At 72.0% G+C, this 21,871-nt stretch carries 18 protein-coding genes; 6 read left to right on the plus strand and 12 right to left on the minus strand.

What is annotated here, in order from left to right; genetic code table 11:
• Positions 1-51: 51 nt before the first annotated feature.
• From hemL to hemE, 8 genes are read right to left on the minus strand one after another with little or no spacing between them, the layout of a single operon-like run.
• Positions 52-1,362, minus strand: coding sequence for a glutamate-1-semialdehyde 2,1-aminomutase (gene hemL / locus ACSQ18_RS09240; RefSeq protein WP_436036926.1), 1,311 nt, complete (start codon positions 1,360-1,362; stop codon positions 52-54).
• Positions 1,359-2,354: a porphobilinogen synthase gene (hemB, locus tag ACSQ18_RS09245; protein ID WP_436036928.1), complete on the minus strand. Its 996-nt coding sequence runs from the start codon at positions 2,352-2,354 to the stop codon at positions 1,359-1,361. Before hemB ends, hemL begins: the two co-directional genes overlap by 4 nt.
• Entirely contained in the window at positions 2,351-3,175 is an 825-nt protein-coding gene (locus tag ACSQ18_RS09250; protein WP_436036930.1) for a uroporphyrinogen-III synthase, read from the minus strand. The genes hemB and ACSQ18_RS09250 overlap by 4 nt, the downstream gene beginning before the upstream one ends.
• Complete coding sequence (gene hemC / locus ACSQ18_RS09255; protein ID WP_436036932.1) at positions 3,172-4,152, minus strand: hydroxymethylbilane synthase; 981 nt, start codon at positions 4,150-4,152, stop codon at positions 3,172-3,174. The genes ACSQ18_RS09250 and hemC overlap by 4 nt, the downstream gene beginning before the upstream one ends.
• Positions 4,149-5,399: a ferrochelatase gene (locus ACSQ18_RS09260; protein ID WP_436036934.1), complete on the minus strand. Its 1,251-nt coding sequence runs from the start codon at positions 5,397-5,399 to the stop codon at positions 4,149-4,151. The genes hemC and ACSQ18_RS09260 overlap by 4 nt, the downstream gene beginning before the upstream one ends.
• Positions 5,399-6,085, minus strand: a complete 687-nt coding sequence (hemQ, locus tag ACSQ18_RS09265) for a hydrogen peroxide-dependent heme synthase (RefSeq protein ID WP_436036936.1) — start codon at positions 6,083-6,085, stop codon at positions 5,399-5,401. The genes ACSQ18_RS09260 and hemQ overlap by 1 nt, the downstream gene beginning before the upstream one ends.
• Positions 6,082-7,542: a protoporphyrinogen/coproporphyrinogen oxidase gene (locus ACSQ18_RS09270; protein ID WP_436036938.1), complete on the minus strand. Its 1,461-nt coding sequence runs from the start codon at positions 7,540-7,542 to the stop codon at positions 6,082-6,084. Before ACSQ18_RS09270 ends, hemQ begins: the two co-directional genes overlap by 4 nt.
• Positions 7,527-8,597 carry a uroporphyrinogen decarboxylase gene (gene hemE, locus ACSQ18_RS09275; protein WP_436038419.1) on the minus strand — a complete coding sequence of 357 codons (1,071 nt, stop codon included), beginning with the start codon at positions 8,595-8,597 and terminating at the stop codon, positions 7,527-7,529. Before hemE ends, ACSQ18_RS09270 begins: the two co-directional genes overlap by 16 nt.
• A gap of 192 nt (positions 8,598-8,789) precedes the next feature.
• On the opposite strand from hemE, the gene ACSQ18_RS09280 reads away from it, so the two are divergent.
• Positions 8,790-10,022 carry a glutamyl-tRNA reductase gene (locus tag ACSQ18_RS09280; protein WP_436036940.1) on the plus strand — a complete coding sequence of 411 codons (1,233 nt, stop codon included), beginning with the start codon at positions 8,790-8,792 and terminating at the stop codon, positions 10,020-10,022.
• Positions 10,019-11,011, plus strand: a complete 993-nt coding sequence (locus ACSQ18_RS09285) for a LacI family DNA-binding transcriptional regulator (RefSeq protein ID WP_436036942.1) — start codon at positions 10,019-10,021, stop codon at positions 11,009-11,011. The genes ACSQ18_RS09280 and ACSQ18_RS09285 overlap by 4 nt, the downstream gene beginning before the upstream one ends.
• Before the next feature lie 64 nt (positions 11,012-11,075).
• On the opposite strand, the gene ACSQ18_RS09290 is transcribed toward ACSQ18_RS09285, so the two are convergent.
• The 3 genes from ACSQ18_RS09290 to ACSQ18_RS09300 all read right to left on the minus strand — a co-directional run bounded on the left by ACSQ18_RS09290 (position 11,076) and on the right by ACSQ18_RS09300 (position 14,770).
• Positions 11,076-11,960 carry a TatD family hydrolase gene (locus tag ACSQ18_RS09290; RefSeq protein ID WP_436036944.1) on the minus strand — a complete coding sequence of 295 codons (885 nt, stop codon included), beginning with the start codon at positions 11,958-11,960 and terminating at the stop codon, positions 11,076-11,078.
• A gap of 142 nt (positions 11,961-12,102) precedes the next feature.
• Positions 12,103-13,677: a methionine--tRNA ligase gene (metG, locus tag ACSQ18_RS09295; protein WP_436036946.1), complete on the minus strand. Its 1,575-nt coding sequence runs from the start codon at positions 13,675-13,677 to the stop codon at positions 12,103-12,105.
• 82 nt (positions 13,678-13,759) lie between these two features.
• Positions 13,760-14,770 carry a LacI family DNA-binding transcriptional regulator gene (locus ACSQ18_RS09300; protein ID WP_144808367.1) on the minus strand — a complete coding sequence of 337 codons (1,011 nt, stop codon included), beginning with the start codon at positions 14,768-14,770 and terminating at the stop codon, positions 13,760-13,762.
• Between the two features lie 203 nt (positions 14,771-14,973).
• Here ACSQ18_RS09300 and ACSQ18_RS09305 point away from each other — a divergent pair, with 203 nt between their 5' ends.
• The 4 genes from ACSQ18_RS09305 (at position 14,974) to ACSQ18_RS09320 (ending at position 21,041) form a co-directional block, all read left to right on the plus strand.
• Positions 14,974-17,010 carry a beta-galactosidase gene (locus ACSQ18_RS09305; protein WP_436036948.1) on the plus strand — a complete coding sequence of 679 codons (2,037 nt, stop codon included), beginning with the start codon at positions 14,974-14,976 and terminating at the stop codon, positions 17,008-17,010.
• Positions 17,011-17,158: 148 nt separating this feature from the next.
• Entirely contained in the window at positions 17,159-18,397 is a 1,239-nt protein-coding gene (locus ACSQ18_RS09310) for a sugar ABC transporter substrate-binding protein (protein WP_436036950.1), read from the plus strand.
• Positions 18,398-18,474: 77 nt separating this feature from the next.
• Positions 18,475-20,106 (plus strand): ABC transporter permease subunit, encoded by a 1,632-nt coding sequence (locus ACSQ18_RS09315; RefSeq protein ID WP_436036952.1) that lies wholly within the window; start codon positions 18,475-18,477, stop codon positions 20,104-20,106.
• Complete coding sequence (locus ACSQ18_RS09320) at positions 20,106-21,041, plus strand: sugar ABC transporter permease (RefSeq protein ID WP_436036954.1); 936 nt, start codon at positions 20,106-20,108, stop codon at positions 21,039-21,041. Before ACSQ18_RS09315 ends, ACSQ18_RS09320 begins: the two co-directional genes overlap by 1 nt.
• Here ACSQ18_RS09320 and rsmI read toward each other — a convergent pair.
• A complete protein-coding gene (gene rsmI, locus ACSQ18_RS09325; RefSeq protein WP_436036956.1) occupies positions 21,031-21,867 on the minus strand; it encodes a 16S rRNA (cytidine(1402)-2'-O)-methyltransferase in 837 nt (278 codons plus the stop codon). The genes ACSQ18_RS09320 and rsmI overlap by 11 nt on opposite strands.
• Positions 21,868-21,871 lie beyond the last annotated feature (4 nt).

The raw sequence follows: 21,871 nt of genomic DNA on the forward strand, positions 1-21,871 counted from the left end.
CCCCAGCCTACTTGGCGCGTCCCCTCCCCTCCTGCGCGGCTGGGGGCGCGATCAGGCGGGAGCGGAGGCGGCGCGCGCGGCGGCCGGGAGGGCGGCGATCACCTCGCCGAGCGCGGTCTCGTCGTGGGCGGCGGTGAGGAACCACGCCTCGAACGCCGACGGCGGCAGGCTCACGCCGGCCCCGAGCATGGCGTGGAAGAAGCGCGCGTACGCCGCGGCATCCTGACGCTGCGCCGTCGCATAGTCGGGGACGCCGCCGACCACCTCGGGCCCGAAGAACACGCTGAACAGCGTGCCCGCCCGCTGGACGACGTGCGGCACGCCCGCCTCGGCGAGCGCCTCGCCCACGGCGGTCGCGACGGTGTCGGCGGCAGACGCGAGGCGGCGGTACACGTCGGCGTCGGCGAGCCGCAGCGTCGCGAGGCCGGCGGCGACCGCGACGGGGTTCCCGCTGAGGGTGCCCGCCTGGTACACCGGGCCCGTGGGCGCCAGGAGGTCCATGACGTCGGCGCGGCCGGCGACGGCGGCCACCGGCATCCCGCCTCCGATGACCTTGCCGAAGGTGACGAGATCGGGGATCACCTCTTCCCCGGCCTCCCGCAGCACCTGCGCGTATCCGCCGGCGGCGGCGCGGAAGCCGGTGAGCACCTCGTCGCTGATGAGGAGCGCGCCCTCTCTCCGCACGAGGGCCTGCATCGCCGCGGAGAACCCGGATGCCGGGGCCACGACTCCCATGTTGGCGGCGGCGGCCTCGGTGATGACGGCGGCGATGCGGCCCGGGTGGGCGGCGAAAGCGGCTTCCAGCGCGTCGATGTCGTTGTAGGGCACAACGAGGGTCTGCGCCGCGACCGCCTCGGGCACGCCGGCCGAGCCCGGGAGCGCGAAGGTCGCGAGCCCCGACCCGGCGGCGGCGAGCAGGCCGTCGGAGTGGCCGTGGTAGTGACCGGCGAACTTGATGAGGAGATCGCGGCCGGTGGCGCCCCGGGCGAGGCGGATGGCGGTCATGGTGGCCTCGGTGCCCGTGGAGACCAGTCGCACCTTCTCGACCCCGGGAACGCGGGCGGCGATGAGTTCGGCGAGCTCGGCTTCGGCGGCGGTGGGGGCCCCGAACGACAGGCCGCGTCGCGCCGCGGCGACGACGGCCTCGACGACCTCGGGGTGGGCGTGTCCGAGGAGGGCCGGACCCCAGCTCGCGACCAGGTCGACGTAGCGGCGGCCGTCGGCGTCGGTGACGTACGGACCCTGCGCCGACGTCACGAACCTCGGGGTGCCGCCGACCGATCCGTAGGCGCGGACGGGCGAGTCCACACCACCGGGGATGACCCGCTGGGCGCGCGCGAACAGTTCTTCGTTGCCGGTCATGCGCGCACCTCCCCCGCGCGCAGTCGCTGCGCGACCTCGACGGCCCAGTAGGTGAGGATCGTCTCCGCGCCGGCACGGCGGATGCCGAGCAGCGTCTCGACCACGGCACGGTCGCGGTCGATGAGTCCCGCGGCGGCGGCGTGCTCGATCATCGCGTACTCCCCCGACACCTGGTACGCCCAGACGGGGACCGGCGAGACGTCGGCGACGCGGGCCAGCACGTCGAGATAGGGTCCGGCGGGCTTCACCATGACGACGTCAGCGCCCTCGTCGGCATCCACGAGGGCCTCCTGCACGCCCTCGCGGCCGTTGGCCGGATCGAGCTGGTATGTGCGACGGTCACCGTCGAGAGTCGATTCGACCGCGTCGCGGAAGGGGCCGTAGAACGCCGAGGCGTACTTCGCGGCGTAGGCGAGGATCGCCACCCGGCTGTGTCCGACGGCGTCGAGGGCAGCGCGCACGGCGCGCACCTGGCCGTCCATCATCCCCGAGAGGCCCAGGATGTCGGCGCCGGCGTCCGCCTGTGCGACCGCCATCCGGGCGTACACCTCCAGCGTCGCGTCGTTGTCGACGCTTCCGTCGGCGGCGAGCACCCCGCAGTGCCCGTGGTCGGTGAACTCGTCGAGGCACAGGTCGGCCTGCACCGTGAGGCGCCCCGCGGCGGCCTCGGCGGCGACGGCGATGGCGCGATTGAGGATGCCGTCGGGGTCGGTCGCACCCGAGCCGACGGCGTCGCGCACCGCGGGGACGCCGAACAGCATGACACCGCCGACACCCGCCGCCGCCGCCTCCTCGACGACGGCCGGAAGGTCTGCCAGCGGGTGCTGGTGCACGCCGGGCATCGTCGCGATGGGCTGCGCGACCTCGATCCCCTCCTTGACGAAGACCGGCAGGACGAGGTGGCGGGGAGCCAGGTCGGTCTCTGCGACGAGGCGGCGCAGGGCCGGGGTGGCGCGAAGGCGCCGCAGGCGCCGTTCGGGGAACGCGGTCATGAGGTGAGCTCCGTTCGAGCGGGGACGGCATCCGGTGCGGGGGCGTCCAGGTGCGGGGTGTCGCGCGTGGGCGCGTCGAGTTCGGCGATCAGCGCGTCGATGCTCTGGGTGCGGGCCGTGTGCGAGACGGCGTATCCGATCTGGCGGGCGTCGCGGGTGGTCCCCGGCCCGATGGAGGCGACGACGGTCGACGGCGGGAGGGCGCCGACCTGACGACGCAGCTCGCGGCCGACGCTGAGGGAGGTGAGCAGCACGACGTCGACGCCGCCGCGCTGCAGACGCGCACGGACGTCGCCGGGAAGGTCGATCCCGACCGTGCGGTAGCCGATGCAGACGTCGACCGAGAAGCCGCGCAGCTCCAGTTCGTCGGAGACGACGGCCGTCGCGAGATCGGACCGCACGACGAGGCATCGCCCCGTCGCCTGCGGGTCGCGCCCGAGGCACCACTGCGCCGTGAGGGCGCGCGCCGACGACGGGCCCGACGGCACGAACGCCACCTCGGCGCCGGTCTCGGCCACGGCGCGCGCTGTCGCCGATCCGACGGCGGCGATCTGCGTGGTGGCGGGAACGCGGATGCCTTCGCGCGTCAGCTGCTCGACGGCGGCGGCGCTGGTGACGAACAGCCAGGCGTACTCCCCCCGCGCGAGGGCGGCGAAGGCGCGGTCCCTGGCCGCCGTGTCGCGCGGCGGGGCGGAGGCGATGACGGGGGCGACGATCGCTTCGGCGCCCCGGCGCTGCAGGTCCTCACGGACGCGCTCGCCCCAGGGCCCGCCGCGGGGGACGAGCACGGAGGCGCCGCGGAGGCGTCCGTGCCCGCTCACGGGTTCGCTCCCGCCGTCCCTGCAGGTCCGGCGGTGTCGGCCGACCCTGCCAGGTCGGCGAGCTCACCGGCACCCGCAGCGAGCAGTTCGGCGACGATGTCGGCGGCCTCGGCATCCCGGTCGAGCGAGTCGGTCAGGCGGGGTGCGTCGACGCGTCGTTCGACGCGCACCGACGCGGCGCCGTCGAGGGCGTAGACCTCGGCGACGAGAGCGACCGTCCCGTCGGATGCCGGTTGTGCGCTGATGCCGACCGGCGCGGCGCAGCCGGCCTCCAGTCGGCGAAGCACATCGCGCTCCCAGAGGCTCGCCGTCGTCGACGTCTCGTGACCGATCGCCGCGACCGCGTCCGCCAGCGCCGGGTCGTCGGTGCGCAGCTCGACGGCGAGGGCGCCCTGCCCGGCGGACGTGGGCCACGTATCCAGGTCGAACACATCGCTGATCTCCTCGGTGCGGCCGAGCCGCGCGAGTCCCGCCTCGGCGAGCACCGTCGCGTCGTACTCCCCCTCGTGGACCTTCCGGAGGCGGGTATCGACGTTGCCCCGGATGCCGCGGACGTCGAGGTCCGGCCGCCGCCGCAGGAGCTGGGCGACGCGGCGCGGCGAACCGCTGCCGACCACGGCACCGAACGGCAGCTCGTCGAGGGAGAGCCCGTCGCGGGCGCACAGCACATCGCGCTGCGACGCGCGCTCGGGGACGGCGGCGATGCGCAGACCCAGGACGGCTCCCGTGGGCAGATCCTTCATGGAGTGCACGACGAGGTCGCACGCTCCGCGCAGCAGGGCATCGCGCAGCGCCGCCACGAACACGCCCGTGCCGCCGAGCTGGGCGAGCGGACCGGTGAGCACGTCACCGGCCGTCGTGATCGGCACGAGTTCGACGTCGCGCCCGGTGGCGGCGCGCAGCGCGTCGGCGACGTGCCCGGACTGGGTGGTCGCCAGCGCGCTCGCTCGCGTGCCCAGCCGGAGCGCGTCGGTCACGGCGCGATCCCGGCGAGGGCCGGCTGGAACCCCAGCCGCTTGTTCTCGCAGCAGCCGGGACGGCACACGTCGTACCACGGCCCGAGATCGGTGAGGTGGGGCCGCTCGTCGACCGGCGTCCCTCGCAGGCGTTCCTCGATGAGGTCGACGAGACCCGACACATAGGCGGGGTGGGTTCCGGGCGTGGCCGTCCGCAGCGCCACGAGTCCGAGCCGTTCGGCCGTCTCGAGCGCCTCGGTGTCGAGGTCCCAGAGCACCTCCATATGATCGCTCACGAATCCGAGCGGCACGATGAGGACGGCCTTCCGGCCGCGTGCGGGGAGGTCCTCCAGCGCGTCGTTGATGTCGGGTTCCAGCCACGGCACCTGCGGCGGACCCGACCGGCTCTGGAACACGAGCTGCCACGTACTGCCGATGCCCAGCTGCGCCATGATCTGCTCCGCGACGGCCAGGTGCTGGGCGACGTACGCCCCGCCCGCACCGAACCCGCGCTCCGGCGGACCCGACCGGTCGGCGTCGGAGTCGGGGATCGAGTGCGTCGAGAACAGCACCTCGACATCCGCGGCCACATCGGTGATTCCGCGCTGGGCGAGCTCCGCGACGGCCGTGCGGAGGCCGTCGACGAACGGAGTGATGAAGCCCGGGTGGTCGAAGAACTGCCGGACCTTGTCGATCTCCACCTGTCCGCCCAGGCCCGTCGCCTCGACGGCGTCCGCGAGGTCTTCGCGGTACTGGCGACACGAGGAGTACGACGAGTACGCGCTCGTCGCGATCGCGAGGAGACGGCGACGGCCCGCTGCCACCGCGTCCTGGAGCGCGTCGGCGACGTACGGCATCCAGTTGCGGTTTCCCCAGTGCACCGGCAGATCGAGGCCGCGCGCGGCGAGCTCCGCGTCGAGGGCCGCCTTCAGCTCCCGGTTGTGGTCGTTGATGGGCGACACGCCGCCGAAGTGCCGGTAGTGGTGCGCCACCTCCTCCAGCCGCTCGTCGGGGATGCCGCGACCGGCGGTGACGTTGCGGAGGAACGGGATGACGTCGTCCTGACCTTCGGGACCGCCGAAGCCGAGGAGCAGCACGCCGTCGTAGGCGACCGGCTGCGACACATGGGGTTCACCCGCGCAGGTGGCGGGCGTGGCCGCCGGCACGCGGCATCCCTCACCGCACACGGGTGCAGACTGCGCGCGCGGCGGCTTGGGGCGGAAGCCCTCGGGCGTGGCGGGGGTGGCAGCGCCGATGTTCTCAGCCATCAGGAGAGCACCTCCGCGAGCTCCGCCGTGGACACGCGACGGCCCGTGTAGAACGGAACCTCCTCGCGCACGTGACGGCGCGCCTCGGTCGCGCGCAGATCCCGCATGAGGTCGACGAGGCTGAGGAGCTCGTCGCTCTCCAGCGGGAGGAGCCACTCGTAGTCGCTGAGCGCGAAGGTCGACACCGTGTTGGCGACGACATCGGTGAACACAGCACCCTTCCGGCCGTGCTCGGCGAGCATCGCGGCACGCTCGGCCTCGGGCAGCAGATACCACTCGTAGCTGCGGACGAACGGGTACAGGCACAGCCAGTCACGGGCCCGCTCCCCGCGGAGGTACCCCGGCACGTGACGCTTGTTGAACTCCGCCTCCCGGTGCACCCCCATCGCGCTCCACTCGCACGAGAATCCCCGGAGCACGTCGGTGCGGCGGAGGGCGCGCAGCCCCTTCTGCAGCGACTCGGCGGTGTCGCCGTGCAGCCAGACCATGAGGTCGGCGTCGGCGCGCATGCCGGTCACGTCGTAGATCCCCCGCACCGTGACGCCCGCGGCGGCGAGCGCCTCGATCTCGGTGTCGAGGGCGTGCAGCGCCTCCGGCGTGGGCGGCGCGGGCCGGATGCCGTCGCGCGTGCGCGCAGCGCTCAGCACGGCGAACAGGGTGTAGCCGACGAGGTTCTCTTCCGTCATGCGATCCTCCGGGAGGTCGTGGGGTGGTCGGGGGCCGCCGAGGTGTCGGACGGCGAGGTCGTATGCGTCGCGGCGTGGCGCGCGACGAGTTCGCGCGCGAGCTCGCGCGCATGGGGCACGACGGAGGCGAGGCCGGTGCCCGCGACGGTCGCTCCCGCGACGTGGATGCCGCGGGCGGCGAGCGCCGACAGCTCGCGGTCGTCTGCGGGTGCGTTCGCGACGGCATCCGTCCACTCCGCCGACGTGACGGCGAGGACGTCGGCGGCGGCGATGTCGACGCCGGTGAGGAGGGCGATCTCCCGCGCGAGATCCTCCGGCGACGAGAGCGGGGCGTCGGCGTCGCGCGCCGAGAGGCGGACGATGTGCTGCCCGGCGGGCACGGATGCCGCGGCCCACGCCCACTTGGCCGTGACGTGGGTGAGGGCCTTCGCCGCCGACGGTACGTCGACCGCCGCGATCACGCCGGAGCCGACGGGGTGGTGATCGAGCGCGGGCGCGTGGACGAGGGCGGCCACGACCCGGACCGGGGCGGTCTCTTCGGGCGTGCCGCCGAGCAGGCGACGTGCGGCGGTGGCGCCGGCGGCGATGACGACCCGCTGCCCACGGAACACCTCGCCGTTCCCGAGTTCCACGGCGATGTCGTCGCCATCGCTCGCCGGTGTGACGCGCACGACGGACGCGCCGGTGCGAAGGAGCGCACCGTGACGTTCGGCATCGCGCGCGACGGCATCCGCGAGGCGCCACATCCCGCCCGCGATGCCCGCGACGGCGGCACCGGCGCGTTCGGGTCGGGCGAGCGACGCCGCGGCGGCCACGAGCGACCCGCCCGTCAGGTACGCCCCCCAGAGCGCGGGGTGCAATCGCGACAGGGAGAGGCGGTCGGCGGGAGCGGAGTAGACACTGCGGCACAGCGGATCGACCAGTCGTCGCACGAGCTCCGGCCCGCACCGCTGCGCGACGAGATCGGCGAGGCTGGGCTCCTCGTCCGCCATCGCGGGCGCTTCGGTGTGGCGCTCGGCGGCGACGCGGCGTGCGGCGGCGTCGCCGAGGATGCGCACGACATCGTCGGCCAGCGGATCGGCGGGGATGCCGAGCACGGTGCGGCGCGGCAACGGCGCGCGGAGCACCTCCCCGTCGGCGAGGGCCGCGAGGTGCGCACCGCCCGGAGCGGGGGCGACGATCTCCAGGGCGGCATCCGCCGGGAGGTCGGCGACGAGCTCCGCGACCCCGTCGGTGCGGGTCGCGAACGACTCCGCCCCGAGGTCGATGGGGATGCCGGCGAGATCGCCGCGACGCAGCATCCCGCCGCGGTGGCGCGACGCGTCGAGGAGCACGACCCGCAGGCCGGCCCGCGCGGCATCCCGCGCAATCACGAGTCCGGCGATCCCGCCGCCGACGACCACGAGGTCGCTCCGGTCGGCGGACGAGGAGTCGGTGCGCGTCACGGCATCCGCCACTCGTGCACCGTCCGCACCACCGCCCCGATCGCGTCGGGGTCGGCGTCCATCGGAACGCCATGACCGAGGTTGAACACGTGGGCGCGCGCGGCGGTGCCGGCGGCGAGGATGTCGTGCACGGCGGCCGTGCGCACCGGCTCGGGAGCGAACAGGAGAGCCGGGTCGAGGTTGCCCTGCACCGTCAGGTCGCGCCCGATGCGGCCCACCGCGTCGTCGAGCCGCACCCGGTAGTCGACACCGATCGCATCGATGTCGAGAGAGGCCATGTCGGCGAGGAGCTCGCCCGTTCCGACCCCGAAGTGGATGAGCGGCACGCGATCGATGCCGCTTCCCGCCGGCACGGCCAGTTCGCGCACGGCACGCAGCGCCGCAGCGGATGCCGGCAGCACCGACTCCCGGTACACGGCGGGGGCGAGGGCACCGGCCCACGAGTCGAACAGCTGGGCGGCGCTCGCGCCCGCCGAGACCTGCAGCGCGAGGAACTGACCCGTCACTTCGGCCAGCCACGCGGTAAGCGCACGCCAGGCCGCCGGATCGTCGTGGATGAGACGACGCGCCGCGAGGTGGTCCTTGGACGGTCCCCCCTCGACGAGGTAGGCCGCGAGGGTGAACGGCGCGCCGGCGAACCCGATGAGCGGCAGCGGCTCACCACGCCCGGCGGCCTCTTCCGCGAGCATGTCGGTCGTGCGGGCGACCGCGTCGACGATGACCTCGCCGCGCTCTCGGACGAGCGCAGGATCGATCTCGACGGCCTTCGCGATGTCGGCGGCGGTGCGCAGCGGATGAGAGAAGACGGGTCCGCGCCCGGCCGCGATCTCGACGTCGATCCCGATGAGGGCGAGCGGCACGACGATGTCGCTGAAGAAGATGGCCGCGTCGACGCCGTGCCGCCGCACGGGCTGGAGGGTGATCTCGCTGGCGAGCGCCGGGTCGAGGCAGGCCTCGATCATCGTGCCGCGGCTACGCAATGCCCGATACTCCGGCAGCGATCGGCCCGCCTGGCGCATGAACCACACGGGCGCGACGTCGGGGCGTTCCCCCCGCAGCGCGCGCAGCAGTCGCGACGAGGCGGTGCCCTGCGTCAGCAGCGGGTGGGCCGCGGAGAGGCCGGAGACGGTCGGTGCGGACGGGACGGACGCGGGCGTGTCGGACACAGGAATGATGCGGCTCCTCGATCGAGTTAATCGTTATACTAACCCTGATCGGCGAACTGCCCGACACCGCGCCCCTCCGAACGGATACCTCGTTTGCTCGTCTGCCTGACCGCCCACCAGCGCACCACGCCGCTCGACTCGCTCGAGCGACTGGCGGGCATGGGCGACGAGGTCGCGGTGCGGCTGAAGGCATCCCACGACGAGATCCGCGGCGCCGTCGTGCTCTCGACCTGCAACCGCTTCGAGGCGTACTTCGACCTCGACGACGCCTCCCCGGTGCCCGCCATGGATGCCGCCATGGAACAGCTCTCGGGACTCGCGGGCCTCCCCTTCCGCACCGTGCGCGACACCGTCGAGTTCGCCCAGGGGCACCGCGTCGCCAAGCACCTCTTCTCCGTGGCCGCCGGCCTCGACTCCGTCGCCGTCGGCGAAGACGAGATCGCCGGCCAGGTGCGCCGCGCGCTCGACGCCGCACGTCGCGACGGCCTCACGACCGCCCCGCTCGAGCAGCTCTTCCAGCGCGCGACGGAGGCCTCCCGGGCCGTGCGAAACAGCACGCGCCTCGGCGAGTCGGGGCGATCCCTCGTACGGCTCGCCGTCGACCTCGCCGGCTCGCGGCTCGACGACTGGTCGCAGGCCCGCGTCCTGCTGGTGGGCACCGGACGGTACGCCGCGGCATCCCTCGCCGCCCTGCGCGACGTCGGCGCCCGCGACATCCGCGTGCACTCGCGCTCCGGGCGTCAGCGCTTCGCGCACCGCGAGCACCTCACCGTCGTCGACGCGGCCGACTACGCCGCCGAAGCCGCCACCGCCGACGTGGTGGTCACCTGCACCACCACGACGCACGAGTACGCCCTCACCGCCGACGACCACGCGGTCGCCCGCGCCGGAGTGCGCACGCCGCAGGTGATCGTCGATCTCGGGATGCCGCGCAACGTCGACCCCGGCATCCGCGCCCTCCCCGGCATCGAACTGCTCGACCTCGAGACCGTGCGCGTGCACGCGCCGATCGACGAGAACGCGACGCTCGGCCACGCGCGCGAGATCGTCGACGCTGCCGCGCGCCGCCACGCCGCCGCGCACCGCGTGCACGAGGTGTCGCCGGCGGTCGTCGCCCTCCGCGAGCACGTGCGCGGCGTGCTCGAGAGCGAGGTGGCCCGCGGCGCCAGCGCCGAGACCGAGGCGGCCTTGCGGCACTTCTCCGGTGTCCTCCTCCACGGCTTCATCGCGCGTGGGCACGGCCTGGCCGCCGGCGGTCACGGCACGGAATGGGCCGACGCCATCGCCACCGTCCTCCCGCCGCCCGCGGCCCCGGAGCAGCCGTGAGCGAGGGCCGCGGCGTCACCCTCAAAGACGTCGCTCTGCGCGCCGGGGTGTCCACCGCCGCCATCAGCCAAGCGCTCAACGATCGCGGCAGCCTGCGCCCCGAGACGCGCGAGCGCATCAAGGCGATCGCGGCTGAACTGGGGTACCGCCCCAACAAGCACGCGGCGGCACTGCGCAGCGGCCGGACGATGTCGGTCGGCTTCGTGATGTCCGACAGTGCGCGCGACGACGGGAGGCGCGCCCTGCAGCGGGCACGGCAGCTCACCGCGCTCGTCCGCTCCTCCGCCGAGCACGGCTTCACCGTGACCGTGCTGCCCGACTCCCGCCCCGACCTCCTCCCGGGCGCGCAGATCGATGTGCTGTACTTCCCCGACCCCGCCGACGACCGCGCCGTGCTCCGTGAAGCAGCCGCCCGTGGCATCCCGGTCGTCGCGAGCGACCTCTACATCGCGGGCGCACCCGGGCTGAGCGTCCGCACCGGCTACGACGCCGCCGTGCGCGCGGGCCTCGCCCACCTCGAGGCGACCGGCGCCGAGCGCATCGGATTCCTCGTAGACGAGAGCGAAGTACCCCGCGACCAGATCGGCGAGAGCGCGTACCTCGCGTGGACCGCGGTCCGCGGGCGCACCCCGCTCGTCGCCCGCGTCGACGCGGGCCGCCGCCGCCTCGCGCGAGAGGTGCGTGATCTCCTCGACCGGGGTGCGGACGCGATCTTCGCCTTCTGCGAGGAGGGTCCCGAGATCTTCGTGCAGCTGGAGGCCACGTCGCTGGTCGTCCCCCGCGATGTGCAGCTGATCGCGCTGTGCACGAGCGCCGCCGGGTCGGGCGACTGCGCCCGCAACGAACGCCTCGGCGTCACCCGCGCCTGCGTGCACCCCGAGCTCGCGGCGGATGCCATGTTCACCGCGCTCGGCGGCATCCTCCCCGACGACGGCCCGTTCGTCGTCGACCTGCCGTGGGAGCTCGTCGGCGGCTCGACCACGCGCTGACGGCGGCGCGGTCGCGGCTGCGCCCCCGGTTGCCGCGCGGGAACGGCAGCGGCAGGCGCGACGCTCAGTCGAAGGAGCCGTAGACCTCGAGCGTGTTCGCGGCCAGCTGGGCGCACAGCTCGTCGACCTCGACATCGAGCTCGGCCGCCAGGAAGCGCACCGTCACGGGGATGAGGTACGGCGCGTTCGGCCGGCCACGATGCGGGGTCGGAGTGAGGAACGGCGCGTCGGTCTCGACGAGGATGCGCTCGCGCGGGGTCACGGCGAGGGCATCGCGGAGATTCTGCGCGTTCTTGAAGGTCACGTTGCCCGCGAAGCTGAGCCAGTAGCCCCGGTCGGCCGCGAGACGGGCCATCGCCTCATCACCCGAGAAGCAGTGAAAGACGGTGCGCTCGGGCGCGCCCACGCGCTCCAGCGTCTCCAGGACGGCGTCGTGCGCGTCGCGGTCGTGGATCTGCATCGCGATGTCGTGCTTCTTGGCCAGCGCGATGTGCGCCTCGAAGCTCTCGTACTGGGCGGGGATGCCGTCGGCATCCGTCCGGAAGAAGTCCAGCCCGGTCTCGCCGATCGCCCGTACGCGCGGCTGCCCGGCGAGCTCGTCGATCACGCCGATCGCTTCGCCGAGCCGCCCCTCCGCGGCGTAGGCGGGCGCTTCGTTCGGGTGGATCGCGACGGCGGCGAGCACCCGCGGGTGGGATGCCGCGGCCCACGCCGACCAGCGGCTCGAGGCGATGTCGCCACCGGCCTGCACGACCCCGATGACGCCCACCGCCGCGGCGCGATCAAGCTGTTCGTCGAGCGACAGGCCGACGCCGTCCTCGATCTCGAGGTGCGCGTGGTTGTCGTACACCGATACCGCGAGCGGTTCGGGCGGATCGGGGTAGGTGACGTCGCGCGTGCCCTTCTCGCGCGTGCGGACGTACTGCGACGGATCGGCGGCCTCGGTCACTGCCTCTTCCCTCCGGTGTCAGTCACAGCATGTCCCACTTTCGGTCGGTCAGGGCCCACTCCAACAGCCGAAATCGGGACATGCCCCGCCGAAACGGGGACATGCACCGACCGCATTCGGGACATGCCTCGGGGTATCGCGGTCACGCCTGCTCGATGCGCGGGAACAGCGGCGCGAGGCCGTTGACGCTCGTGCCGGCGCGCAGCACCCCCCACGCGCCCGCCTCGCGCAGCGGCTGATCCTGCAGCCGGCCGAGCGATTCGGCCGCGCCGAGCGCGATCCACAGCTTCTCGGTGGCCGACGGCATGAATGGCGAGAGCAGCACAGCGAGTGCGCGCAGACCCTCCGCCGCCGTGTACAGCACGGTGCCCAGGCGCCCACGCTGCGCGTCGTCCTTCGCGAGCGCCCACGGCTCGTTCTCGGTGATGTAGCCGTTGAGCGCGTCGACGATCGTCCAGATCGACGCGATCGCCTCGTCGGGGCGGAAGCGCTCCATGGCGGCGTCCGCGGCCGCGGCCGCGTTCGCGACCGTCTCACGGATGACGCGGTCGCCCTCTGCCTGTTCCCCCTCGGGCGGGATGACGCCCTCGAAATAGCGCTCGATCATCGCCGTCGTGCGGGATGCCAGGTTGCCGAAGCCGTTGGCGAGCTCCGCCTGGTAGCGGGCGGAGAGGTCTTCCCAGGAGAACGACCCGTCCTGACCGAACGCGATGGCGGAGAGGAAGTAGAAGCGGTAGGCGTCGGAGCCGAAGACATCGGTGATCTCGGTCGGCGCGATGCCCGTCAGCTTGGACTTGGACATCTTCTCGCCGCCGACCAGGAGCCATCCGTGGGCGAAGACGCCGCGCGGCACGTCGAGTCCGGCGGCCATCAGCATGGCGGGCCAGATGACGGCGTGGAACCGGAGGATGTCCTTGCCGACGACGTGGAACGCGGGCCAGCGACGGTCGAACTGCTCGGGGTCGGTGCCGTATCCGACCGCGGTCGCGTAGTTGAGGAGAGCGTCGACCCACACGTAGATGACGTGGGAGTCGTCCCACGGAACCCGGATGCCCCAGTCGAACGCCGACCGGGAGATGGAGAGGTCTTTCAGTCCGCTCTTGACGAAGGAGACGACCTCGTTGCGCGCCGATTCGGGGCGTACGAAGTCCGGCTCGGTCTTGTAGAGCTCGAGCAGCCGGTCGCCGAACTCGCTGAGCTTGAAGAAGTAGTTCTTCTCCTGCAGGAGTTCGAGCGGCTTGGAGTGGATCGCGCAGACCTTGAGCCCCTCGAAGGCCCCGGTGCCGTCGACGATCTCGGCCTCGGGCTTGAACTCCTCGCAGCCGACGCAGTACAGCGCCTCGTACTCCCCCGCGTAAATGTAGCCGCGGTCGAAGAGCGCCTGGACGAACTGCTGCACGCGATCTTCGTGGCGCTGCTGCGTCGTGCGGATGAAGTCGTCGTTGGCGACGTCGAGCGACTTCAGCAGCGGGAACCACGACTCTTCGACGAGCTTGTCGACCCACTCCTGAGGAGTGACGCCGTTGGCGGCGGCGGCCCGCAGCATCTTCTGACCGTGCTCGTCGGTGCCCGTGAGCATCCAGGTGTCGTCGCCGGCCTGCCGGTGCCAGCGCGCCAGCGTGTCGACGGCGACCGTCGTGTACCCGTGACCGATGTGGGGAAGATCGCTCGGGTAGTAGATGGGCGTCGTGATGTAGAAGGAACGGCCGGTGCTCACCCGAGGATTCTAGTTGGCCGGACGCGCGCGCTCGGCGAGTGTGACGGCGGGTGGGCGCTCACCGCCGCTGGGAGCGCGGGGGTCAGGCCGTGTCGCGCACGATGAGCGAGGTCGGGAGCACGACCGCCTCCCGCGGGTGGCCCGCGATGACGTCGAGCACCATGTCGACCATGGTGTGCGAGATCTCGGTCCACGGCTGACGCACCGTGGTCAGCGGCGGATCGTGCACCTCGGCGAGCCCGGAGTCGTCGAAGCCCGCGACCGCGATGTCCTCGGGGACGCGCTTGCCCGCGCGGCGGAGGGCAGCGATGGCGCCCACGGCCATGACGTCGGATGCCGCGAACACCGCGTCGATGTCGGGCGCTCGCTCGAGGAGCCGGGTCATGGCGGCATCCCCGCTGGACTGCTCGTAGCTGCCCTGCTCCACGAGGTCGGGGTCGAACGCGTCGCCCATCTCCTCCTGGAAGCCGACGAGGCGGAAACGGCCGCCGGGGGTGTCGTTGGGGCCGGTGATGATGGCGATCTTCCGGTGTCCGCGCTCGCGCAGGTACCGCGTCATGGACCGCGCCGAATCGACCTCGTCGACCGAGACGTGCGGCACCGACGCGGCCGCGAGGGGGATGCCGGCGCACACGGTGGGGACGCCCGCTGCCACGAGCGAGGCGAGCAGCGAGTCGGACTCGTGCGAGGAGACCAGCAGCACGCCGTCGACGTGGCCGGCGCGGACGTACTGCTCCACGGTGGCCTGCTCCTCCGGCGTACCGGCGATCAGCAGCACGAGCGTCATCGAGCGAGCGGCGAGCGCTTCGGTCGCGCCTCGCAGGAGCAGCGCGTACGTCGAGTCGGCGAACAGCAGGTGCTGCGGCTCGGTGAGGAGGAAGGCGAGGGAGTTCGCGCGTCCGGTCGCGAGGCTGCGCGCGGCGTGGTTGGCGGTGTACCCGGTCTGGAGGATCGCGGCGTCGACGGCGGCGCGCGCCTCGGGCGAGACCCAGTGGCCTCCGTTGATGACCCGCGAGACGGTGCCGTGGCTGACACCGGCGACGGCCGCGACATCGCGGATCGTCGGCTTTCGGGGGTGTTCTGCTGCTGACATCAGGGCGACTCTACCGCTCTCCGCGCGTCTGCCTCCGTCGTGACGACCGGGAATCTGGGACCGGTCACAGTTCGGTAACGAAGGCACTGCGGCTCCGAAAGCCCGACATACACTGGGACGGCGGCTGTGACCGGTCACAGCCCCCGCTCCGCCAGAACGTCCTGGTCGGAGCCCGGACAGCAGGACAACGAGGACCCGACGCCATGAGCCCCAGCCCCTCGCCCGCCACCATGTGGCCCGCGATCTCCGGCATCGCCTATGGCGGCGACTACACGCCGGAGCAGTGGCCCCGCGAGGTGTGGCAAGAAGACGTCGCCCTCATGCGCGAGGCGGGCGTCAACCTCGTGAGCGTCGGGATCTTCTCCTGGGCCCTGCTCGAGACGCGCGAGGGCGAGTTCGATTTCGCGTGGCTCGACGATGTGATCGAGTTGCTCCACGCGAACGGGATCGCCGTCGACCTCGGCACCCCCACCGCCTCCCCGCCCGCGTGGTTCTTCGCCGACCACCCGGACGCCCGTGCCGTCACCCGCGACGGCGTGCCGCTCGGCTTCGGCGCGCGGGGCATGGCATCCCACTCGTCGCCCGCGTACCGCGCGGCTTCGGTGCGCATCGCAGATGCTCTCGCGCGCCGCTACGGCTCGCACCCCGCCGTGGTGCTCTGGCACGTGCACAACGAGTACGGCGTGCCCGTCGGCGAAGACTTCTCCCCGCACGCCGTGGCCGCATGGCGCGAGTGGCTGCGCGAGAAGTACGGAACGCTCGATGCGCTCAACGCGGCGTGGGGCACCGCATTCTGGGGCCAGCACTACGGGGAGTGGGCCCACATCGGCGCCCCTGCGACCGCGCCGTCGGTGATCAACCCCGCGCAGCGCCTCGACTTCGCCCGCTTCACCGACCACCAGCTCCGCGCCTGCTTCATCGCCGAGCGCGACGCTATTCGCGCCCACAGCGACCGCCCCATCACGACCAACTTCATGGCCAACCAGCACGGCGGTTGCGACCTGTGGGCGTGGGCGCGGGAGGTCGACATCGTCTCCGACGACCACTACCTCTGGGCGGCCGACGAGGAGGGCGAGATCGGTCTCGCCATCGCTGCCGACCTGACCCGATCCGTCGGCGGCGGTGCGCCGTGGATCCTCATGGAGCACTCGACCTCCGCCGTCAACTGGCAGCCGCGCAACGTCGCCAAGCGGCCCGGCGAGATGGCCCGCAACTCGCTCTCCCACTTCGGCCGCGGGGCCGACGGCATCCTGTTCTTCCAGTGGCGCGCCTCGCGCTCGGGGGCCGAGAAGTTCCACTCCGCGATGCTGCCGCACGCCGGCACCGGCTCCCGCGTGTGGCGCGAGGTCGTCGATCTCGGCGACAAGCTCGACCGTCTCGCCGAGGTGCGCGGCTCGCGCGTGCACGCCGACGTCGCCATCCTGTGGGACTTCGAGTCGTTCTGGGCGCAGGATCTCGAGTGGCGCCCGTCGGAGGACGTCAGCCACGACGAGCGCGTCCGCGCGTTCTACGAGAAGCTCTGGCGCGACGGCATCACCGTCGACTTCGCCCTCCCGGGCCACGACCTCTCCGGCTACAAGCTCGTACTCGCCCCCGCGCAGTACATGCTGAGCACAGCGGATGCCGAGAACCTCAACGCGTACGTCGCCGGCGGCGGCACGCTCGTCGTCTCCTTCTTCTCCGGCGTGGTCGACGAGAACGACGCCGTCCACGCGGGCGGCTTCGGCGCCCCGCTCGAGCCCGCGCTGGGCGTGCGGGTCGAGGAGCACCTGCCGCTGCGCTCGGGCCACGTCGCCGCCGTCGAGCTCGACGGTGTTCGCTACGACGCCGACACGTGGCAGGAGGACCTCGTCCTCGGCACGGCGCAGGTGCGCGCGACCTACCTCGACGGCCCTGCCGCCGGACGGGCCGCCGTCACCCGCAACACGCACGGCGAGGGCACCGGGTGGTACGTCAGCACGCGCCCCGACGCGGCAGGCCTGGCCGCCGTGCTCGACGCCGCCTACGCCGACGCCGGCATCGCGCCCGCGGGACTCCCCGCCGGTGTCGAGTCGGTGCGGCGCATCTCCGACGAGGCCGAGTACCTCGTCGCCATCAACCACGGAATGGATGCCGTTTCGTTGCACACTTCGGGCTTCGACCTGCTGACACAGGAGGAAGCACGGGGCATGCTGGTGCTGAACGCGGGTGACGTGGCCGTCATCCGCACACAGCGCACAGCCGAAGGGGGTGGTCGATGATCGACCGCTCTCCTGCGGGGCGACCCGCGAATCAGCACTGAGAGACACCACCGTCGCGGCTGACCGGCCGCGGCATCCCACCATCGGTCGTGACGACGCGACTTCACCGAGGCCGCGCCGGAACGACCACCCTTTGGAAGGACAATCCATGCGCAAGATGGCAATCGGCATCGCTGCACTCGCAGCGACCGGCCTCCTGCTGGCGGGCTGCAGCAGCACCCCCACCACCCCGACGCCGAGCGAGACCGAAGACGCGATCGACGCCAGCGGCGTCACCCTCACCGTCTGGACCGACGAGAACCGCAAGCCCGCCATCGAGGCCGCCGCGGCGGCCTTCGAGGAGGAGACCGGCGGGAAGATCGAGCTGGTCCAGAAGAACTTCGAGGACATCCGCACCGACTTCACCAACCAGGTCCCGACCGGCGAGGGCCCCGACATCACCATCGGCGCGCACGACTGGCTCGGCAGCCTCGTGCAGGCCGGTGTCGTCTCCCCCGTCGACCTGACCGACACGGCGAGCAACTTCGCCCCCGTCTCGCTCGACGCCTTCACCTACGACGGTCAGCTCTACGCTCTCCCCTACTCGCTCGAGACGATCGCGCTCGTCCAGAACACCGAGCTCGTCGGCGACGACGCGCCGGCCACGTGGGACGACGCCATCAAGGCGGCGACCGACGCGGGCGCCGAGCGTCCGATCGTGATCAACACGGCTGGCCAGACCGGTGACGCCTACACGATGTACGGCTTCCAGACCTCCTTCGGCGCCCCGGTGTTCGTCAGCAACGCCGACGGCTACACGAGCGAGGTCGGCATGGGCGGCGACGCGGGCACCGCGTTCGCCGAGTGGCTCGGCGCCAACGGCGAGAAGGGCGACGGCTACATCTCGACGACGATCGACTACGACACCAACAACGAGCTCTTCGCCAGCGGCAAGGCCGCCTACACCGTCCAGGGCCCCTGGGCGATCGAGGCCCTCACCGCCGACGGCGTGGAGATCAAGGTCAACCCGATCCCCTCGGCCGGCGGCGAGACGGCCGCGCCGTTCGTGGGCGTGCAGGGCTTCTACGTGAGCTCGCAGAGCAAGAACGCGCTCGTCGCGCAGGAGTTCCTCACGAAGTACCTCGCCACGTACGACGCTCAGAAGGCGCTGTACGAGGCCGACCCGCGCATCCCCGCGTGGAACGACCTCGCCACCGAGGTCTCGTCCGACCCGGTCATCGCGGGCTTCGTCGCCTCGTCGCAGAACGGCGTTCCGATGCCGAACATCCCCGAGATGGGCTCGGTCTGGGACCTCTGGAACGCGGCACAGGTGCAGATCATCAAGGGCGCCGACCCGGCATCCACGTGGGACAAGATGATCACCGACCTGCAGGCGCTGATCGGCTGATCGACTGAACCGCTGACGTCTCCGGGGGCGGGTGAACCGCCCGCCCCCGGAGCTCAGCACCCCCGAAGGAGATGCACATGTCGGTTCCGAACGACACCGCCACGGCGCAGGCCGCGCCCCCGAGCCCGGCCGCCCCGGCATCCGCACCGAGCGAACCGCACGGCCGCCGGTGGAACGGCATCGGCTGGGGCTTCCTCGTGAAGCTCGCCATCATGGGCGTCGTCAACGCCTTCGGCATCATGGGCATCTTCGCGGCCGCTCAGGCCGAGTCGTGGCTCATCTGCGGTGCCGCCGTCGTGCTGCTGCTCGCGGCCGACATCGTGTACTTCACCAAGCGCGCCCTGCCCCTGAAGTACCTCCTGCCGGGGCTCGGCTTCCTCCTGGTCTTCCAGGTCTTCATCTTCGGATACACGGCGTACATCGCCTTCACCAATTACGGCGCCGGCCACGTCGGCTCGCAGGAGCAGGCCGTGCAGGCCGCCCTCAGCCAGGGCGAGCGCCGCGTGGAGGGCTCCCCCACGTTCCCCCTCGCGATCGTCGAGCAGAACGGCACGCTCGGCTTCGCGATCGTCGAGGACGGTCAGATCAAGGCGGGCTCGGCCGAAGCGCCGCTCGGCGTCGTCGGCACGGCGGGCGCCGCGGGCGCTCCCACCGAGGTGCCCGGCTGGACGATCGTCCCGCGCAACGACATCATCAGCGACCAGGCCCTCCAGCAGGAGGTCATCGCGCTGCGCGTGCCGATCTCCGACGATCCCAACGCGGGGTCGTTGCGCACCAACGACGGCAGTTCGGCATCCATCTACCAGTCGACTCTCACCTGGGATGCCGATGCGCAGACGATCACCGACACCGCCTCGGGCACGGTCTACCGCGCATCGGACACCGGCAACTTCGTGAGCGACGACGGGACGATGCTCCCGACCGGCTGGACGGTGCACGTCGGCTTCGACAACTTCCTGCGGCTGTTCACCGATCCCGCGATGATCCAGCCGCTGGCCCTCGTGACCGCGTGGACGTTCGCGTGGGCGCTGCTGTCGGTGATCGTGCCGTTCGCGATGGGTCTCATCTTCGCGATCATCTTCAACGACGAGCGCATCAAGGGCCGGAAGATCCTGCGGACCCTCTTCATCCTTCCGTACGCCTTCCCCGCCTTCATGTCGGCGCTGCTGTTCCGCGGCATGTTCAACGCCGAGTTCGGCGTCATCAACGAGTTCTTCTTCGGCGGCGTCAACATCGACTGGCTCGGTGATCCCTGGCTCGCCAGACTCGCGGTGCTGTTCGTCAACGTCTGGCTGACCTACCCCTATTACTTCCTGGTGTGCACGGGCGCGATCCAGGCGCTCCCCGCCGACGCGCTCGAAGCGGCCTCGATCGACGGCGCCGGCCGCTTCCGCCAGCTGCGCTCGATCATTCTGCCGCTCGTGCTCGTCGCGACGGCGCCGCTGCTGATCTCGTCGTTCGCGTTCAGCTTCAACAACTTCACGATCATCTACATGTTCAACGACGGCGGCCCTGCGATACCCGGCGCGCCATACGCGCTCGGCGCGACCGACATCCTCATCTCCGCGATCTGGGACATCTCGGGCGTCAACGGCGGGAAGGCCGACTACGGTCTCGCCAGCGCGCTGTCGATCCTCGTGTTCATCGTCGTCGGACTGATCTCCGCCCTGGCCTTCCGCCAGACCAAGAAGCTCGAGGAGTACCAGTGATGTCCACGGCGAACGACACTCGCAGCACCACCCGTGAAGCCCGAGAGGCCCGCTCTGCCGTCACGCTCGACGCCGGGCGACGCAGCGCCGTCCGTCGGCGCTGGCTCCTGGAGGTCGGCTGGAAGTACCTCCTCGGCGCGGTGATCATCTTCTACGCCGTCTTCCCGCTCGTCTACGTCGTCTCGGCCTCGCTCAACCCCGGCGGCAGCCTCGCGGCGAGCAACTCGCTGTTCGCGGCGTTCGATCTCGGCAACTACGCCGCCCTCAGCGAGACCCGCTACTGGACGTGGTACGGCAACACGCTGCAGGTGGGGCTCGCCGCAGCGCTCGGCGCGGTGCTCATGGGCGCCGCCGCCGCGTACGCGTTCTCTCGGTTCCGCTTCCGGGGGCGCCGCGCCGGCCTCACGTCACTGCTCATCATCCAGATGTTCCCGCAGGCCCTCGCCTTCGTCGCCATCTTCCTGATGCTGCTGGCGATCGGTGAGGTGTTCCCCGCGCTCGGCCTCAACTCGAAGATCGCGCTCATCTGCGTCTACCTCGGCGGCGCGCTGGGCGTGAACACGTTCCTCATGTACGGGTTCTTCAACACGATCCCGATGGAGCTCGACGAGTCGGCGAAGATCGACGGCGCGACGCACGCGCAGATCTTCTGGACGATCATCATGCCGCTCGTGACCCCGATCCTCGCGGTCGTCGCGCTGCTCGCGTTCATCGCCTCGTTCGGCGACTACATCATCTCCAAGATCGTGCTCGTCTCCGAGGACAACTGGACGCTCGCGGTCGGGATGTTCCAGTGGGTCTCGAACCAGCTCTCCAGCAACTGGGGCCTGTTCGCCGCCGGCGCGATCCTCGCCTCGGTGCCCGTGCTGGCGCTCTTCCTCGGCCTGCAGCGCTACATCATCGGCGGCCTGACCGCCGGCTCGGTCAAGGGCTGACGGCAGGAGCCCCGCGCGCCGCGAGCGCGGCCTGGTACAGGTCGCGCGAGCGGCGCCCGGTCTGACCGGCGACCTCGGCGGCGGCATCCTTCAGTCGGATGCCGTCGCCCACCAGCGCGAGCACCTGGGCGACGGCGTCCTCTTCCGAGACGGAGCGGGCCGTCGCCCCACCCACCACGACGACGATCTCGCCGCGGACTCCCTGGTCGGCCCACACGGCGAGGGCGGCGAGACCGTCACGCACGACCTCCTCGTGCAGCTTCGTGAGTTCGCGGCACACGGCGGCCGGACGGTCGTCGCCGAACGCTCCGGCCATGTCGTGGAGGGTCGCCGCCAGGCGCGACGGCGCCTCGAAGAACACCATGGTGCGGGGCTCCGACGCGAGCGCCCCCAGCGCGGAGCGCCGCTCGCCGGGCTTGCGAGGGAGGAACCCCTCGAAGGTGAACCGATCGGTGGGAAGCCCCGCGACGGCGAGCGCGGTGACCACGGCGGAGGGGCCGGGGATGACGGTGACGGCGACGCCCTGGGCGACTGCGGCGGCCACGAGGCCGTAGCCGGGGTCGCTGACGGTGGGCATGCCCGCGTCGCTCAGCACGAGGATGTCCTCTGCCGCCGCGCGCTCGGCGAGCTCCCCCGCTCGCTGCTTCTCGTTGTGGTCGTGCAGGGCGACGAGCCGTGGTCGGTTCGCGACGCCGAGGGCATGCAGGAGGCGCTGCGTCGTCCGGGTGTCCTCGGAGGCGATCAGCGTGGCCGACTCGAGCGCGTCGACGAGTCGCGGGGAGGCGTCGCGGAGATTCCCGATCGGCGTCGCAGCGAGGATGATCACCGCC

Origin of the sequence: Microbacterium sp. LjRoot45 (assembly GCF_964253325.1) — a bacterium.
Classification (GTDB): Bacteria; Actinomycetota; Actinomycetes; order Actinomycetales; family Microbacteriaceae; genus Microbacterium.